Origin of the sequence: Streptomyces sp. NPDC046465, assembly GCF_040646035.1 — a bacterium.
Lineage (GTDB): Bacteria > Actinomycetota > Actinomycetes > Streptomycetales > Streptomycetaceae > Streptomyces.
The window spans coordinates 17212-32928 of sequence record NZ_JBEYZK010000016.1 but is presented as its reverse complement, the minus strand read 5'-3'; the positions used below and the strand labels follow the sequence as shown (position 1 = coordinate 32928).

Annotated in this window: 10 protein-coding genes and 1 pseudogene; 7 read left to right on the top strand and 4 right to left on the bottom strand. The window is 71.0% G+C overall.

The features are described 5' to 3' along the window. Positions 1-100: 100 nt before the first annotated feature. Positions 101-1285: an anhydro-N-acetylmuramic acid kinase gene (locus ABZ953_RS24690; RefSeq protein WP_361727421.1), complete on the top strand. Its 1185-nt coding sequence runs from the start codon at positions 101-103 to the stop codon at positions 1283-1285. Between the two features lie 65 nt (positions 1286-1350). Next, positions 1351-2316, top strand: coding sequence for a DUF2510 domain-containing protein (locus ABZ953_RS24685; protein WP_361727419.1), 966 nt, complete (start codon positions 1351-1353; stop codon positions 2314-2316). A 162-nt stretch (positions 2317-2478) separates the two neighbouring features. Here ABZ953_RS24685 and ABZ953_RS24680 read toward each other — a convergent pair whose 3' ends face one another. Beyond that, entirely contained in the window at positions 2479-3063 is a 585-nt protein-coding gene (locus tag ABZ953_RS24680) for a TetR/AcrR family transcriptional regulator (protein ID WP_361727417.1), read from the bottom strand. 159 nt (positions 3064-3222) lie between these two features. Here ABZ953_RS24680 and ABZ953_RS24675 point away from each other — a divergent pair, with 159 nt between their 5' ends. Both ABZ953_RS24675 and ABZ953_RS24670 read left to right on the top strand, forming a co-directional pair. Beyond that, entirely contained in the window at positions 3223-4119 is an 897-nt protein-coding gene (locus ABZ953_RS24675) for a phosphatase PAP2 family protein (RefSeq protein WP_361727416.1), read from the top strand. Beyond that, positions 4116-5054: a DMT family transporter gene (locus ABZ953_RS24670; protein WP_361727414.1), complete on the top strand. Its 939-nt coding sequence runs from the start codon at positions 4116-4118 to the stop codon at positions 5052-5054. The genes ABZ953_RS24675 and ABZ953_RS24670 overlap by 4 nt, the downstream gene beginning before the upstream one ends. A gap of 131 nt (positions 5055-5185) precedes the next feature. Here ABZ953_RS24670 and ABZ953_RS24665 read toward each other — a convergent pair whose 3' ends face one another. The 3 genes from ABZ953_RS24665 to ABZ953_RS24655 form a co-directional block, all read right to left on the bottom strand. Continuing rightward, positions 5186-6226 carry a phospholipid scramblase-related protein gene (locus ABZ953_RS24665; protein ID WP_361727412.1) on the bottom strand — a complete coding sequence of 347 codons (1041 nt, stop codon included), beginning with the start codon at positions 6224-6226 and terminating at the stop codon, positions 5186-5188. An 89-nt stretch (positions 6227-6315) separates the two neighbouring features. Beyond that, positions 6316-8871 (bottom strand): valine--tRNA ligase, encoded by a 2556-nt coding sequence (valS, locus tag ABZ953_RS24660; RefSeq protein WP_361727411.1) that lies wholly within the window; start codon positions 8869-8871, stop codon positions 6316-6318. Positions 8872-8940: 69 nt separating this feature from the next. Next, positions 8941-10998 (bottom strand): phosphocholine-specific phospholipase C, encoded by a 2058-nt coding sequence (locus ABZ953_RS24655; RefSeq protein ID WP_361727409.1) that lies wholly within the window; start codon positions 10996-10998, stop codon positions 8941-8943. A 391-nt stretch (positions 10999-11389) separates the two neighbouring features. On the opposite strand from ABZ953_RS24655, the pseudogene ABZ953_RS24650 reads away from it, so the two are divergent. The 3 genes and pseudogenes from ABZ953_RS24650 to ABZ953_RS24640 all read left to right on the top strand — a co-directional run. Continuing rightward, positions 11390-12712, top strand: a pseudogene (locus ABZ953_RS24650) (HAD-IC family P-type ATPase); the annotation flags it as partial. Positions 12713-12869: 157 nt separating this feature from the next. Beyond that, the gene (gene mgtA, locus ABZ953_RS24645) at positions 12870-14330 is read left to right on the top strand and encodes a magnesium-translocating P-type ATPase (protein WP_361727407.1); all 1461 of its coding nucleotides are present in this window, start codon (positions 12870-12872) and stop codon (positions 14328-14330) included. A gap of 121 nt (positions 14331-14451) precedes the next feature. Beyond that, a complete protein-coding gene (locus tag ABZ953_RS24640) occupies positions 14452-15696 on the top strand; it encodes a serine hydrolase domain-containing protein (RefSeq protein ID WP_361727406.1) in 1245 nt (414 codons plus the stop codon). Positions 15697-15717: the final 21 nt, after the last annotated feature.

The window sequence follows — 15717 nt, the reverse complement described above, 5'->3', positions numbered from 1 at the left end:
GTCCGCACCGCGTGCCGCTTTCCCGAACACGAGTCGCGCGCGGCCCGCAGGATGCGATGATCAAGCACATTTGGTGAGCCGACCGAGAAGGAGGCCCCACGTGCGCGTGATCGGGCTCATGTCAGGGACCTCGTACGACGCGATCGACGCGGCAGCCGCCGACCTGGCCCTTGACGGCGACCGTCTGACGCTCACCCCCCTCGGACTGATCAGCCGTGGCTACGACGACGGGCTGCGCGCCGACCTCGCCGCCGCGCTGCCGCCCGCCGCCACCACCCTCGCCGAGGTCTGCCGCCTGGACACCCGTATCGGGCGAGCCTTCGCCGCCGCGGCGGTCGAGGCCGACCGCGAACTGTGCGACGGGCGGGCCGAACTGGTCGCCTCGCACGGCCAGACCGTCTACCACTGGGTGGCGGACGGGCAGGTGCACGGCACCCTGCAGATCGGCCAGCCCGCCTGGATCGCCGAGGCGACCGGGCTGCCGGTGGTCGCCGACTTCCGCCCCCGTGACATCGCGGCGGGCGGCCAGGGTGCGCCGCTGGTCAGCCTGGTGGACCGGATGTGGCTGCGCGGCCGGCCCGGCGCCCCCGCCGCGCTGAACCTCGGCGGCATCGCCAACATCACCGCCGCCGACGGCACCGCCTTCGACACCGGCCCCGCCAACGCCCTGGTGGACGCCGCGGTGCACGAGGCGACGGGCGGCCGCCTCGCGTACGACCTGGACGGCGAGCTGGCCAGGAGCGGCACGGTCGACGAGGGACTCCTTGCCCGGCTCCTCACCGAGCCGTACTACGCGCTCGGGGCACCGAAGACGACGGGCAAGGAGCTCTTCCATCTGCCGTATCTGCGTACGGCTCTGCGGGGGTACGAGTCGCTGCCCGCCGAGGACGTGGTCGCCACGCTGACCCGCCTCACCGCTCGCACGGTCGCCGACGCGGTCCGCACCGTGGGGGCCTCGGAGGTCGTCGCCTCCGGCGGCGGGACGCGCAATCCCGCCCTGATGGCCGCCCTGCGGGCGGAGTTGGGCAGCGGCATCCCGGTGCGCACCTCCGATGAGCTCGGCCTGCCCGCCGCGGCGAAGGAGGCCTACGCCTTCGCGGTCCTCGGCTTCCTGACCCTGCACGGCCTGCCGGGCACCGTCCCGGCGAGCACGGGGGCGCGGCATGCGAGCGTGCTGGGTTCGATCACGCCGGGGCGCCGGGGGACACCGTGGCCGACGGTGGCGGCGGCGGGCGAGGGGCCGGTGCGGCTCGTCGTCAACGGCCATGGGGACGGGGGCCGGTAGGGCGGACCGAGAGTGGGAGGGCCCCTCTCATCCACCTTTCACGCGGGGCTCATACGCTGGCGGACATGACCCATATGACTCCCCCAGGCTGGTACCCCGATCCCGGCCAGACCGCCGGCGGTCCTCCCACCGAGCGCTGGTGGGACGGGAACGTGTGGACGGACCAGGTGCGGGCCGCCGCCGGCACCGCGGCGTATCCGACTCAGCAGGCCTTCCCGGCCTACCCCGGGCAGCCGCCCGCCCCGCGGCGGCGGCTGCGCATAGCGATAGCCGCCGGTGTGGTGCTCGTCGTCCTCGCCGGGATAGGCGGCGGCGTGTACGCCCTGACGTCCGACGACGGGGACGACGGCGGCGGCACGGCGGTGAAGGAGCCGTCGCCCGGCGGCCCGCGGGCCCCGGGGAAGTCCGAGTCGCCCCAGACACCGGAGGATCCCGGAGCGCCGGAGGATCCCGGAGCGCCGGAGGGCCCCGGAGCGCCGGAGCAGGAGCCGGGCTTCGCGAGCGACCCGGTGAACGGCATCAAGCTCCCCGTGCCGGACGGCTGGCGGGGCGGGAGCACGAAGTACGGCGGCGGGGTGCAGACGGATCCGATCCCCTGCCCCGGGAACACCGACGAGCAGTGCACGCGCGGCAGCGCGTTCTCCCAGTCGGCCGAGCAGCTCAAGATCGACGCCGATACGCCCGAGGCGGCCGCCAAGGGGGACATCAAGAAGAACGCCAAGGACGGGTACGGCGGCAAGACCTACGGCAAGATCACCTCGCACAAGGTCCTCGCGTCCGAGCCGGTCACGGTGGCGGGCCAGAAGGGCTACTTCGTCCGCTGGAAGGCCGTCACGGAGAAGAGCGACGACGGCTACGTCGAATCGCTCGCCTTCCCCTCCCCCGCCGACAAGTCGAAGCTGGTCATCGTCCGCATGGGCATCGACGTCAACGACAAGGCCCCGTCGCTGTCCACCATGGACAAGATCGCCGAGGGCATCAAGGCCGGTCCGGTCGGCGGCAGCGGGGGCGGCGCCGGCAAGGACGTCTAGTCAAACGTCCGGTCCGGCGGTCCGGAAAGACCGCAGCGGGCCGGGCGGGGTTCCTCGCCGCTCAGGAGGAACCCCGTCCGGCCCTGGGGTGCGCGCCGCCCCCGTCCCCACGGTGCGGCGCGAGCAGGCCCGGGTCGCCATCCCACAGACCCGGGCCCACGCTCAGGTGAGGCCCAGTGCGGGGAGCACACAGGCCTCGACGAAGCGGGTCAGATACTCCCCGTCGGCGTACGTACCCTCCAGAATCGGCCGGGCCCGCAGCACGCCGAACATCTGGACCGAGAGAAATTCCACAGCCGGGTGCCCCTCGGCGATCTCGCCGCGCTCGACACCGCGCCGGACGATCGCGGCCATGGCCTGGAGCTCCGGCTCGACCAGCGTCTCGCGCAGCGCCCGCTGCAGCTCCTCGTCGTGCAGGACCGCGTGGCTGAGCGCCTGGACCAGCATCGTCTCCCGCCCCGACTGCTCGCCCGCGGCCCTGGCGGCCTCCCGCAGATCCCCGGCAAGGCTGCCGGTGTCGATGCCCGCGAAGCGCACACAGCGATTGGCGCGCAGCGCGGCGGCCACGAACTGGGGCTTGGTCTTCCACTGGCGGTAGAGCGTGGACTTGCTGCACCGGGTGCGGGCGGCCACGCCCTCCATGGTCAGGGAGTCGTACCCGCAGTCGCGGAGCTGTTCGAGGACGGCGTCGTAGAACTCCTGCTCACGCTCGGGCGTGATCTTCGAGCGGCTCGACGTCGACGTCATGACTCTTCTCCTCGTACAGCAGCCGATCGGCTCGATCGACACCTTTCGATACGCCAGTGTACCGGTACGCTTCCGTATCGGTACACTGGCGTATCGATGGGTGGGGCGATCCTCCACTCAGCACCGCACTACCCAGTCATCACGTAAAGGGGCCGGGGGATGGAATCCCGAACCGAGCCTGCCGAACGGGAGCCGGACATAAAGGTCCGGGAGCCGGGCGCGACCGCCGTCCGGAAGCCGGACACGTCTGCCCGACCGCCCCTCGTCCGCGAGCTCCTCCTCGTCGTAGGACTTTTCCTCGTCTACAAATTCGGCAGGCAGCTCGCCAATGGACACACCGGCGAGGCCTTCCGCAACGCGCACCGCGTATGGGACGCCGAGCGCACGCTCCGCCTGCCCGGCGAGGGTGCCGTGCAGGACGCCCTGCTCAGCAGCGACACGCTGATCCACGTCGCGAACACCTACTACGCGACGGTGCACTTCCCGGCGACGCTGCTGTTCCTGGTGTGGCTGTATCTGCGCAGGCCCCGGCAGTACGTCTGGACCCGGCGGGTGCTCGCCGCGCTGACCGCGGCCGCGCTCGTGCTGCACCTCGGCTTCCCGCTCGCGCCGCCGCGGATGCTGGACGCCGCGCACCTCGTGGACACCGCGCAGGTCTACGGGCCCTCGGTGTACACCGCCAAGCCCGCCACCGACACCATGGCCAACCAGTTCGCGGCCATGCCGTCGCTGCACTTCGGCTGGGCCCTCATGCTCGCCATCGGCATGATCGTCGCCACCTCGACGCGGTGGCGCTGGCTGTGGCTGCTGCACCCGCTCCTCACCCTGCTCGTGGTGGTCGGCACCGCCAACCACTACTGGCTCGACGCCGTAGTGGCGACCGCACTGCTCGGCATCGCGCTCGCGGTGATCCGGCTGCCGCGCGCGAACCGCTCGACGGTCGTACGCGGCTCCGCACCGGCGCCGAAGCCGGTGCCGACACCGGCGCCCGCACCGGCACCCGCACCCGCACCCGCACCCGCACCGGAACTGATCACCACGGGAGCCCGCCGATGAGCGCCACGCTTCTCGCCGTCGCACTCTCCCTCGTCTCCGCTGCCGCCTACGCGGCCGCCGCGGTCGCGCAGGAGCGGCTCGCCTCGCGTATCACCGAGGGCGAGAGCGGTGTCCTGCGGATGCTCGGCAGCGGCCCGTGGTGGTCGTCGGTCGGGCTCAACGCGTCCGCGGCGCTGCTGCACGTGGCGGCCCTGAAGTACGGGCCGCTCACGCTGGTCCAGCCGCTCGGCGCGCTCACCCTGGTCGCCGCCGTGCCGCTCGGCGCCCGGCTCGCCGGACGCCGGGTGACCCGCCTGGAGTGGCGCGGCACCGGCCTCACCCTCATCGGCCTCGGCGCGCTGCTCCTGACCGCGTCGGGACCCGCGCCCGACGACAGCCTGACCGTGCCGGAGGCGCTGACCGTCGCCGCCGCGACCATGGCTGTCATCGGGGTCCTCTCCCGGCCCGGCACCCGCCCGGGACTGCGCCACGCGACCGCGTCCGGCTTCGCCTCGGGCGTCGCGTCCGCGCTCACGCAGACCGTGACGGTCGCCGTGACGGACCGCTCGGGGCCGCTGCTCAGCCCGCAGGTGATCGTCGTGGCACTCCTGGTGGCGGCGTTCGCCGCCGGTGGCCTTCTGCTCTCGCAGACCGCCTACCGCGGCGGCCTCGGCGCACCGCTCGCCGTGGTCACGCTCTCCAACCCCCTCGCGGCCTCGGTGATCGGCGTGACGCTGCTCGGCGAACGGCTCCAGGGCGGAATCGTCGGCATCCTCCTCGCGGTGGCGGGGGCGGCGGTGGCGGCGTACGGGGTCGTGGTTCTCACACGGTCACCGCAGAGGCCGAAAGCCGAGCCGGAACCGGTTTCGCTGCTCTCCGTTCCCGGCCAGCCCGGGCCACCCGAAGGGGCGCGGGGAACTGCGCGACCAGCCACATCCGGCCTGCAGAGCGTCTGACACAGAGAAGCGAAACGGCGCCGGTCGCCCCCCTGCGGAAGGGAGCGACCGGCGCCGTTGACGTAAGAGAGCCGATGTCTCAAGAAAACCGTTGTCTCAAGAGAGCCGCTGTCGTACGAGAAGAGACGCGGTCACCCGAGCCCGCGGGCGTCCTGCTTCAGCGCCGTGTCCACGGTGAGCGCGGTCGCCACGACCAGGCTCAGGAGCGGCTCGGGCAGCTGGTAGTGGATCTGCAGGACGTAGTTGTCCGCGGTGGTGAACATCGTCTTGGCGAGGCCTTCCCAGGTCTTCGTGATCCGGGCGACCTCGTTGTCGGCGTGGTCGACGATCGAGAAGTTCCAGGCGCGCCAGTTCTCCGCCTTGATGGCGCCGACCTGCTGACCGTCGACCATCATCCCGAAGTTGATCTTGCCGATCATGTTCTGCTGGACGATCTCGCCGATCTGCCCGCCGTCCGGGCGCTCGACGATCACCCGCGACTTCATGAACTTCCGCGGGCGGGTCAGCATCATCTGCGGCTGGCCGTACGCGTCGCGGATCTCCAGCTTGTGCGTCATGAACTGGTCGACGCTGGCGACGAAGCGCGCGACCTTCTTCAGCGTGCTCTGGCCCACCTGGACGACCGAGCCGAGCGTGTTGCCCGCCTGGTCCATGACGCTGTACTCGTTCGTCAGCTCGATGAGCTTGGCCTTCTGGTTCACGACCAGGACCGGCTCCGTGAACAGCGTGCCGCCGCCCTGCGAGGCCGGGGCGACACCCGCCTGCTTCTGCACCTGGCGCTGCACCTTGGCCGGGTCGGCCGTCGGCGCGGCCTGCGGGTGCGCCTGCGGCATGCCGAACTGACCCTGCTGGGCGGGGGCCTGGGCCTGGCCGAACTGCCCCTGCTGCACGGGCTGGGCCTGCTGCTGCACGGGCTGCGCCTGCGGCTGGCCGAACTGGCCCTGCTGAGCCGGGGCCTGGGCCTGGCCGAACTGGCCCTGCTGCTGGGCGGCGGCCGGGGCATGCGCGGGCTGCTGCTGCGCGGGCTGCGCCTGCTGCGGGACCTGCTGGCCCTGCTGCTGGGCCGGGGTGGTGTGCTCCGTCCATTGGGAGCCGTCCCACCAGCGCAGCAGCTGGGCTGCGCCATGCGGGTCCGGGTACCAGCCTGCAGGAGTGTTCGAATGCGTGGTCACCCGGTGACCCTACCCCCCGGGTACGGGCCGCCCGCCAGCCCCTTGCCGAGGTGTGATGTCCGACTCAACCGGGGGCTTACCCCAGCCGCTCAGAGCGCCACTTCCACCCGCAACGGCTCCGCCCCCGCTGCCTCCCGTAGCTCCACCGCCCCGATCCTGCCTGCCGCCCGGACGTCATCCGCGGCCGACGCGAAGCGGTTCAGGGCGGCGCGCGGCGCCGTGACCGTCACCCTCGCGACCTCCGTCCGCATCGACAACCGGGCCCCCGTCTTGGCCTTGCGGACCGCGGCGATGGCCTCCGAGGCCACGGCCAGGACCTCCGCGTCGCCCGCGCCGGTCCGCAGACCGGTGGCGTCCGGCCACGCCGCGCGATGGACCGATCCTTCCCGCCACCACGACCAGACCTCCTCCGTGACGAAGGGCAGGACCGGCGCGAAGAGCCGCAGCAGGACGTCGAGCGCGGTGCGCAGCGCCGCTCGGCCTGAGTCGGTGCCTGCCGCGTCGCCGTGGTCGCCGTACGCGCGGGCCTTGACCAGTTCGACGTAGTCGTCGCAGAAGCGCCAGAAGAGCTGTTCCGTGCGGGCCAGGGCGCGCGCGTAGTCGAAGGCCTCGAAGGCGCGTGTCGCGTCGTCGACGGTCGACGCCAGCTCGGCAAGCAGGGCGCGGTCGAGCGGCTCGGTTACGGCGGCGCCGGGCTCCGGTGCGCCGAGGCTCAGGACGAACTTGCCGACGTTCAGCAGCTTCGTGGCGAGCCTGCGGCCGATCTTCATCTGGCCGACGTCGAACGCCGTGTCCGTGCCGGGCCGTCCGCTCGCCGCCCAGTACCGGACCGCGTCCGAGCCGTGCTGGACGAGCAGGTGGTCCGGGGTGACCGCGTTGCCCTTGCTCTTCGCCATCTTCTTGCGGTCGGGGTCGAGGATCCAGCCCGAGACCGCCGCGTGCCGCCAGGGCAGCGCGTCGTGCTCGGTGTGCGCGCGAACGACGGTGGAGAACAGCCAGGTGCGGATGATCTCGTGGGCCTGGGGGCGCAGGTCCATCGGGAAGACCCGCGCGAAGAGGTCGGGGTCCGCCGGCCACTTCCCGGCGATCTGCGGGGTGAGCGAGGACGTCGCCCAGGTGTCCATGACGTCCGGGTCGCCGATGAAGCCGTGCGGCTCACCGCGCTGGGCCGCACGGTAGCCGGGCGGGGTCTCCGCGCTCGGGTCGACGGGCAGCGCGGCGCGGTCGGGGACGATCGGGTGGTCGTGGTCGGGCTGTCCGGAGCCGTCCAGCGGGTACCAGACGGGGATCGGGACGCCGAAGAACCGCTGACGGCTGATCAGCCAGTCGCCGTTGAGGCCGCCGACCCAGTTCTCGTAGCGGATCCGCATGTGCGGCGGGTGCCAGACCAGCTCCGCGCCACGGGCGAGGAGCCGCTCGCGCAGTGCGGCGTCCCGGCCGCCGTTGCGGATGTACCACTGGCGGGTCGTGACGATCTCCAGGGGCTTGTCGCCCTTCTCGAAGAACTTGACCGCGTGCGTGACGGCGCGCGGCTCGCCCGTCAGGTCGCCGCTCTCGCGCAGCATCTCGACGACGCGTTCGCGGGCGGTGTGCGCGGTGGCGCCGGCGAGCTCCTTGTACGCCGCGACGGCGGCCGGTGCCGTCACGCCCTGCGGTGGTTCGGCGAGGAAGCGGCCGTCCCAGCCGATCACCGGCCGGGTGGCGAGCCGCAGTTCGCGCCACCACGTGACATCGGTGGTGTCGCCGAACGTGCAGACCATCGCCGCGCCCGTGCCCTTCTCGGGGGTCGCGAGGCGGTGCGCGACGACGGGGACCTCGACGCCGAACAGCGGGGTGCGGACCGTCGTGCCGAACAGGTCCCGGTAGCGCTCGTCGTCCGGGTGCGCGACGAGGGCGACGCAGGCGGGGAGCAGTTCGGGCCGGGTCGTGTCGATGACGACGGTGCCGCCGTCCGCGCGGTGGAAAGTGAGCCGGTGGTAGGCGGCGGGCCGCTCCCGGTCCTCCAACTCGGCCTGGGCGACCGCCGTGCGGAACGTGACGTCCCACAGCGTGGGCGCCTCGGCGACGTACGCCTCGCCGCGCGCGAGGTTGTTGAGGAACGCGAGCTGTGAGGTCGCTCGGGCGTCCGTGCCGATGGTCCGGTAGGTGCGGGACCAGTCGACGGAGAGGCCGAGCCGCCGCCACAGATCCTCGAAGGCCTTCTCGTCCTCGGCGGTGAGCAGTTCGCACAGCTCGATGAAGTTCCGCCGGGAGATGGGCAGTTGCTTCTTGCCGGGCCGCACGGGCGGGACGAGGTCCGGCTCGTACGGGAGAGCGGGGTCGCACCGGACGCCGAAGTGGTTCTGGACGCGCCGCTCGGTCGGCAGGCCGTTGTCGTCCCACCCCATGGGATAGAAGACTTCCTTGCCGCGCATGCGCCGGTAGCGGGCGACGGCGTCGGTATGCGTGTACGAGAAGACGTGACCGACGTGCAGCGAGCCGCTGACCGTGGGCGGCGGAGTGTCGATGGAGAAGATCTCGTCCCGCGTCCGTGAACGGTCGAAGGCGTACACCCCCGACGCGTCCCATCGCCGGGACCATTTCTCTTCGAGCCCGTCGAGGACGGGCTTCTCGGGGACGCCGGCACGGCGGTGGGTGTCTGCCATGCCTGTGGATGCTATCCAGCGCCCCCGGGCCGGGGCCTCCTCTTTTCCGGCCCGGGGGCACGGGGTGGATCAGCCCGTGATGATCGCCGGGTCGCTGACGCCCGCCGCGCCGGTCTCCACGTGGCCCGCGAAGCGCCGCAGGAAACCGGTGTCCGCGTCGGACTTGACCGTCAGGTCGTACCAGCGCTTGGTGGCCCGCAGGTCGACGGTGTGGTCCACGGACGCGCCCGCCTTGACCTTGAAGGTCTGGCCCGCGCCACCGTAGGCGTTGGTCACCGTGAGATTCACATCCGTGCTGCCCGCGTTCTTGAGGGTCAGCCTGATGTTGCCGGTCTTGGCGTCGTGGCGGGCGACGACCTCGGGGCCCGCCTTCTTGCCGGGACCCTTGAAGGTGCGCAGGAATCCGTTGGGGCCGAACACCGACAGATCGTGCGCGCCGCCGGAGTACGCCGAGTTCCAGGTGTCGGAGACCGTCTTGCCCGCCTCCACCGTGTACGTCCAGGGACCGTCGGTACGGTTCTGGGAGCGGACGTGGAAGCAGACGCCCGCCTTGGCGCCGCCGCTGAAGGTGAGCGTGAACTTTCCGGCGGCGACGTCCGCCGAGCCGTCCACCAGCGGCGCGTACGGCAGCGCGCGGGCGGGCCTGGAGCCGCGCTCCTGCTTGGGCAGTGCCGGGGAACCGGGCGCCTTGGGCCGGTAGTCGGGGTGGCGCTCGCGGTCCGGCGGCTCGAAGGAGGCGGTGTCGGGGAGCTCCGCCGGGTCGGGGTCCTTGCCGCCGAAGTCGAAGGCGGACGTGAGGTCACCGCAGATCGCCCGGCGCCACGGCGAGATGTTGGGCTCCTTGACGCCGAAGCGGCGCTCCATGAACCGGATGATCGACGTGTGGTCGAAGACCTCGGAGTTCACGTAGCCGCCGGTGCTCCACGGCGAGACGACGATCATCGGGACGCGCTGGCCGAGGCCGTAGTGTCCGGCCGCGTAGGAGGCGTTGCCCGGGAAGTAGTCGAGCGTGGTGTCCACGGTGGACTTGCCCTGGCCGGCGTCCTTGGGCACGTACGGCGGCACGATGTGGTCGAAGTATCCGTCGTTCTCGTCGTACGTGACGAACAGCGCCGTCTTCGCCCACACCTCGGGGTTGGAGGTGAGCGCGTCCAGGATCTGCGAGATGTACCAGGCGCCGTAGTTCGCGGGCCAGTTGGGGTGTTCGGTGAAGGCCTCCGGGCACGCGACGTAGGAGACCTGCGGCAGCCGGTCCGCCTTCACGTCGGCCTTGAGGATGTCGAAGTAGCCGTCGCCCGCCTTGGCGTTGGTGCCCTTGCGGGCCTTCTCGTACAGCGGGTCGCCCGCCTTGGCGTTGCGGTACTTGTTGAAGTAGAGAAGCGAGTTGTCGCCGTAGTTGCCTCGGTAGGCGTCGTCGATCCAGCCCCAGTGTCCGGCCGCGTCCAGGCCGTCACCGATGTCCTGGTACACCTTCCAGGACACGCCCGCCCGCTCCAGGCGCTCGGCGTACGTCGTCCAGTCGTAGCCCGCCTCCTGGTTGCCGAGGACCGGGCCGCCGCCCTTGCCGTCGTTGCCGACGTGGCCCGACAGCATGTAGTAGCGGTTGGGGTCCGTGGCTCCCATGAACGAACAGTGGTAGTCGTCGCAGACCGTGAAGGCGTCGGCGAGGGCGTAGTGGAAGGGGATGTCGTCCCGTTCGAGGTACGCCATCGTCCGCTCGGACTTCGCGGGGATCCACTGGTCGTACGCGCCGTTGTTGAACGCCTTGTGGCCGCCGGCCCAGTCGTGGTCAAGGCCCGCGATGAACTGCATGCCCAGGTCCTTGGCGTCCGGGTGGAACGGCAGGACCTCCTTGGCGCCGCTCGGCTGGTTCCAGACCGGCTTGCCGTTCGGCAGCGTCACCGGGCGCGGGTCGCCGAAGCCACGGACCCCCTTCATGGTGCCGAAGTAGTGGTCGAAGGAACGGTTCTCCTGCATCAGCACGACGACGTGCTCGACGTCCTTGATGGTGCCGGTGGCGCGCCTGGCCGGCAGGGACGCGGCCTTCGCGATGCTCTGGTTGAGCATCGCGAACGCCGCGGTACCGCCGGTCAGCTGCATGAAGCGACGCCGATTGAGTTCAGGCATGTGTAATCCGACCTCGAGTGATGTGGGGGACGCGAGCGGGTGCAGTGTGCCAAGGGGAGCAAGCAATACGGAAGAGCCGGTGACCGGAGTGTGAAGAGAAGTCCAACCTCTGATGGGCGGGACACAAGTCCTCGTCATTTCGGGACCAACGTCCCATATTTGACATATGGCAACGCGCATGCCTGACTTGGCGGTGCGCCGGTCCATGGCGTCGTCTTCGTGTCCCGCGACCGCAAGGAGGTGTTCGGGATGAGTCCCGAAGGAAGTCCTTGCGCCAGCGGTGCGCCTGTCTAAGGCCGCTCTCCGCCGCCTTTCCCCTGGCTCCGCCGTACTGATGTCACGTTTGTCCGTCATCTGATGTCACGGCGGCACCCCCTGCCCCACGGCTGACATGCCCACCGTCGGCATGTCCGGGGGCTTTTTCACGACACATTCACACCACATCTACGTGCGCACATCCATGTGCTCGCATCTACGTCCTCGTGCACGGGCGTGCTTCGCCACGCCCCCGCACGAAGGGAGGTCTGCCATGAACAAGCTGATTCCCCAGGTACGCCTGGCCCCGCCAGGCGAGAACCCCCGTACCCCCCGTAACTCTCATAACCCCCACACCCCTCGCACCCCCCGCAAGGCCGCCGAACTGGACACCCGTACCCGTGAAGTCGGCGCCCGCCTCGCCGAGTTCAGCGCGCGGCCCGCCCGCGACGTGCTGCGCGACGTCGGTGCGTCCACCCGCGGCCTGCGTCAGGACCAGGTCCTTGAGCGCATCGAGCGGTACGGCACGAACACCGTCGCCCACGAGCGCGCGCCGCACTGGGCCGCGCAGCTCGCCAAGTCCTTCTGGAACCCGTTCATCGGCGTGCTCGTCGTGCTCGCCGCGGTCATGTACTGGCAGGACCCCGCCGACCCCGGCGTCTCCATCCTCGCCTCAATGGTGCTGGTCAGCGCCGTGCTCCGGTTCTGGCAGGAGTTCCGCTCGGCCCGGTCGGCCGAGGCGCTCAAGGCCCTGGTCACCACCTCGTGCACGGTCCGGCGGCGATGGAGCGAGACCGCGGACACCGAAGAGATCCCGATGGAGCAGGTCGTCCCCGGCGACCTCGTCAGGCTCGCGGCCGGTGATCTGGTCCCGGCCGACCTGCGCCTGCTCGCCGCCAAGGACCTGATGGTCGGCCAGGCCGCGCTGTCCGGCGAGTCGCTGCCCGTCGCCAAGGCCGACACCCGCGCCCACGACCTCGGACAGCAGGAGACCACGGACCCCGTGGAGGCCGACAACCTCTGCCTGATGGGCACGTCGGTGACCTCCGGCACGGCGACCGGGGTGGTCGTCGCGACCGGATCCCACACCTACTTCGGCTCGATGGCGAGCGCGCTCACCGGCGACCGCCCGCAGACCGCCTTCGACCTCGGCGTGCGCCGGGTCAGCTTCCTGCTGATCCGCTTCATGCTGGTGATGGTCCCGGTCGTCTTCGCGATCAACGGTTTCACCAAGGGCGACTGGGACCAGGCACTGCTGTTCTCGATCTCCGTGGCCGTCGGCCTCACCCCCGAGATGCTGCCGATGGTGGTCTCCGCGAACCTGGCGCGCGGCGCCGTCGCCATGTCGAAGCACCAGGTCGTCGTCAAGCGGCTCAACGCGATCCAGAACCTCGGCGCGATGGACGTGCTGTGCACCGACAAGACGGGCACGCTCACCGAGGACCGCATCGTCCTCGACCGCTACCTCGACGCGCGGGGTCAGGAGGACCGCGAGGTCCTGGAGTACGCGTACCTCAACGCCCACTTCCAGACGGGCCTGCGCAACCTCATGGACCAGGCGGTCATCGACCGCGTGGACGAGGCCGAGGAGGTTGTCGTCGAACCACCTCTTCACGATGGTCGACGAGATCCCCTTCGACTTCGCCCGGCGCAGGATGTCCGTCGTTCTGCGGCGCAACGAACTCTCCGGCCCCGCCCCCGAGCACACGCTCATCACCAAGGGCGCGGTCGAGGAGGTCCTCGGCCGGTGCGGCCACATGATGGACCGCGGCGAACGCGTGGTGCTGACCGAGCGGCTGCGCGCCCACGCCACGCACCTCAGCGAGCGCCACAACCGGGAGGGCCTGCGGGTCCTGGCGGTCGCGACCCGCACGTTCCCCGTCGCCCCCGACGCCGTCGAGGGCGACACCGTGGAGCGCGACACCGTGGAGCGCGACACCGTGGAGCGCGACACCTACTCCGTGGCGAACGAGACGGAGCTGACGCTCATCGGCTTCCTCGCCTTTCTCGACCCGCCGAAGAAGGACGCGGCGGACACACTGCGCGCACTCGCCGAGAACGGCGTCGCCGTCAAGGTCGTCACCGGTGACAACGAACTGGTCGCCGCGCGCGTCTGCGCCGACGTCGGCCTGGACACGAGCGAGCTGATCACCGGGGCGACGGTCGACCTCGTCGACGACGTCGAGCTGGTCGAACTGGCCCGTACGACCACGGTGTTCGCGAAGGTCAACCCGGTCCAGAAGGCGCGGATCGTGCGCGCGCTGAAGGCCGACGGGCACACGGTCGGTTTCCTCGGGGACGGCATCAACGACGCGGCGGCGCTGCGCGAGGCGGACGTGGGCGTCTCCGTCGACACGGCCGTGGACATCGCCAAGGAGTCCGCGGACATCATCCTGCTGAAGAAGGACCTGATGGTCCTGGAGCAGGGCGTGTTGATGGGGCGTCAGACCTTCGGCAACACCATCAAGTACATCAAGATGACGGCGTCGTCGAACTTCGGCAACGTCTTCTCGGTCCTGGTGGCCTCGGCCTTCATCCCCTTCCAGCCGATGCTCGCCATCCACCTCCTGGTGCAGAACCTCTGCTACGACATCAGCCAGATGGCGATCCCCTGGGACCACATGGACAAGGAGTACCTGAAGAAGCCGCGGAGCTGGGACGCCAAGGGCATCGGCCGGTTCATGGTCCGCGTCGGTCCGGTCAGCTCGGTCTTCGACATCACGATGTTCCTGGTCATGTGGTACGTCTTCCAGGCCGACAGCGCGGCGGAGCAGACCCTGTTCCAGACGGGCTGGTTCGTGGAGGGGCTGCTTTCGCAGACGCTCATCGTCCATATGATCCGCACGCGGAAGATCCCGTTCGTGCAGTCCCGCGCCTCCCTGCCGGTCCTCGTGATGACGGGCGCGGTCATGGCCTTCGGCCTCTGGCTGCCGTTCTCGCCGCTGGCCCCGGCGCTGTCGATGGAGCCGCTGCCGGTGAGCTACTTCCCGTGGCTGGCCGGGACGCTCCTCGCGTACTGCGCGCTCACCCAGGCGGTGAAGGGCTGGTACATCCGGCGATACCACGACTGGCTGTAGGGGATCGGCACAGTCGACACGCCGCGGGGGTAGGTGCCGTGGGCAACCATGCGGAAGGATGGCGCCCACGGCACGTCCGTCTGCCCGCTCCGTCTGCCCGCTCCGCCTACCGAGGAGAGTCATGACTGTGCACGTCCACGGCACCTGCGCCCCCGGATTCGAGAGCGTGCGCGAGGAGTTCGAGCGGAGTTTCGCCGAGCGCGGGGAGCTCGGGGCATCGGTCGCGGCGACGGTCGGCGGCGAGGTCGTGATCGACCTGTGGGGCGGCGACGCGGACCGTACGGGGACCCGCCCCTGGGAGCGGGACACGCTGGTGAACATCTACTCCACCACCAAGGGCATGACCGCGCTCTGCGCCCATCTGCTCATGGAACGCGGCGAGTTGGACCTGGACGCACCGGTCGCGCGGTACTGGCCCGAGTTCGCGCAGGCCGGCAAGGCCGACATCCCGGTGCGCTGGCTCCTCAGCCACCGCTCCGGGCTCATCGCGCCGAGCGAGCCCATGGCGCCGGGGGCGGCGTATGACTGGGAGAAGGTCACCGAGGCGCTGGCCGCGACACGGCCGTGGTGGCGGCCGGGTACGGCACAGGGCTATCACGCGGTGACCTTCGGCTTCCTGGTCGGCGAGCTGGTGCGGCGCGTCAGCGGCGTCTCGCTCGGGACGTTCCTGCGCACCGAGGTGACCGGTCCGCTGGGCGCCGACGTCCACGTCGGCACGCCGGTGAGCGAGCACGGCCGGTGCGCGGAGCTGGCGCCGCCCGTACGCGCCACCGAGCCGTCGGCGTCTGCGGGGTCTGCGGCATCCGCGGCGTCCGCGGCGAGCAGCACCTTCGGCGAGGCGCCGAAGCCACCCGTCGGCGGCCTGACGGACCATCCGATGGCGCCGGTCACACTGGCGCTGCACTATCTGCCGCTCGGCGACGTGCACAGCGCGGCCTACCGCAGCGCGGAGATCCCCGCGGCCAACGGCCACGCCACCGCGCGCGGACTCGCCGCCGTGTACGCGGAGTTGGCCTGCGGGCGACTCCTCTCCTCCGGCACGGTGGAGCGGCTGCGCACCCTGCAGAGCGACGGCGACGAGCCGGACCTCGTCCTGCGGGCAGGCACCCCGCTCGCCGAGAGCTGGCCGTGGGCTCTCGGCTACATGCTCAACCAGTTCGGGCAGGCGGGCCCCAACCCCCGCGCTTTCGGCCACGGCGGCATGGGCGGGTCGTACGCCTTCGCCGACCCGGAGAACGGCGTCTCGTACGCGTACGTGATGAACCGCCTGGGCGCCGGAACCTCGGGCGAGGACCTGCGCAGCATCCACCTGGTCGGGGCGGTGTACCGGGCGCTGCACCAGCAAGGTCCGGGCGGGGAGCGGTGACGGGGACTTCGCGCGAGTCGG

Excerpts from the sequence above, each read along its gene's own strand:
- ABZ953_RS24670 (WP_361727414.1), top strand. The coding sequence starts at position 4,116 with ATGAGCGCCACGCTTCTCGCCGTCGCACTCTCCCTCGTCTCCGCTGCC.
- ABZ953_RS24680 (WP_361727417.1), bottom strand. The coding sequence starts at position 3,063 with ATGACGTCGACGTCGAGCCGCTCGAAGATCACGCCCGAGCGTGAGCAG.
- mgtA (WP_361727407.1), top strand. The coding sequence starts at position 12,870 with ATGGTCGACGAGATCCCCTTCGACTTCGCCCGGCGCAGGATGTCCGTC.
- ABZ953_RS24675 (WP_361727416.1), top strand. The coding sequence starts at position 3,223 with ATGGAATCCCGAACCGAGCCTGCCGAACGGGAGCCGGACATAAAGGTC.
- ABZ953_RS24685 (WP_361727419.1), top strand. The coding sequence starts at position 1,351 with ATGACCCATATGACTCCCCCAGGCTGGTACCCCGATCCCGGCCAGACC.
- ABZ953_RS24640 (WP_361727406.1), top strand. The coding sequence starts at position 14,452 with ATGACTGTGCACGTCCACGGCACCTGCGCCCCCGGATTCGAGAGCGTG.
- valS (WP_361727411.1), bottom strand. The coding sequence starts at position 8,871 with ATGGCAGACACCCACCGCCGTGCCGGCGTCCCCGAGAAGCCCGTCCTC.
- ABZ953_RS24655 (WP_361727409.1), bottom strand. The coding sequence starts at position 10,998 with ATGCCTGAACTCAATCGGCGTCGCTTCATGCAGCTGACCGGCGGTACC.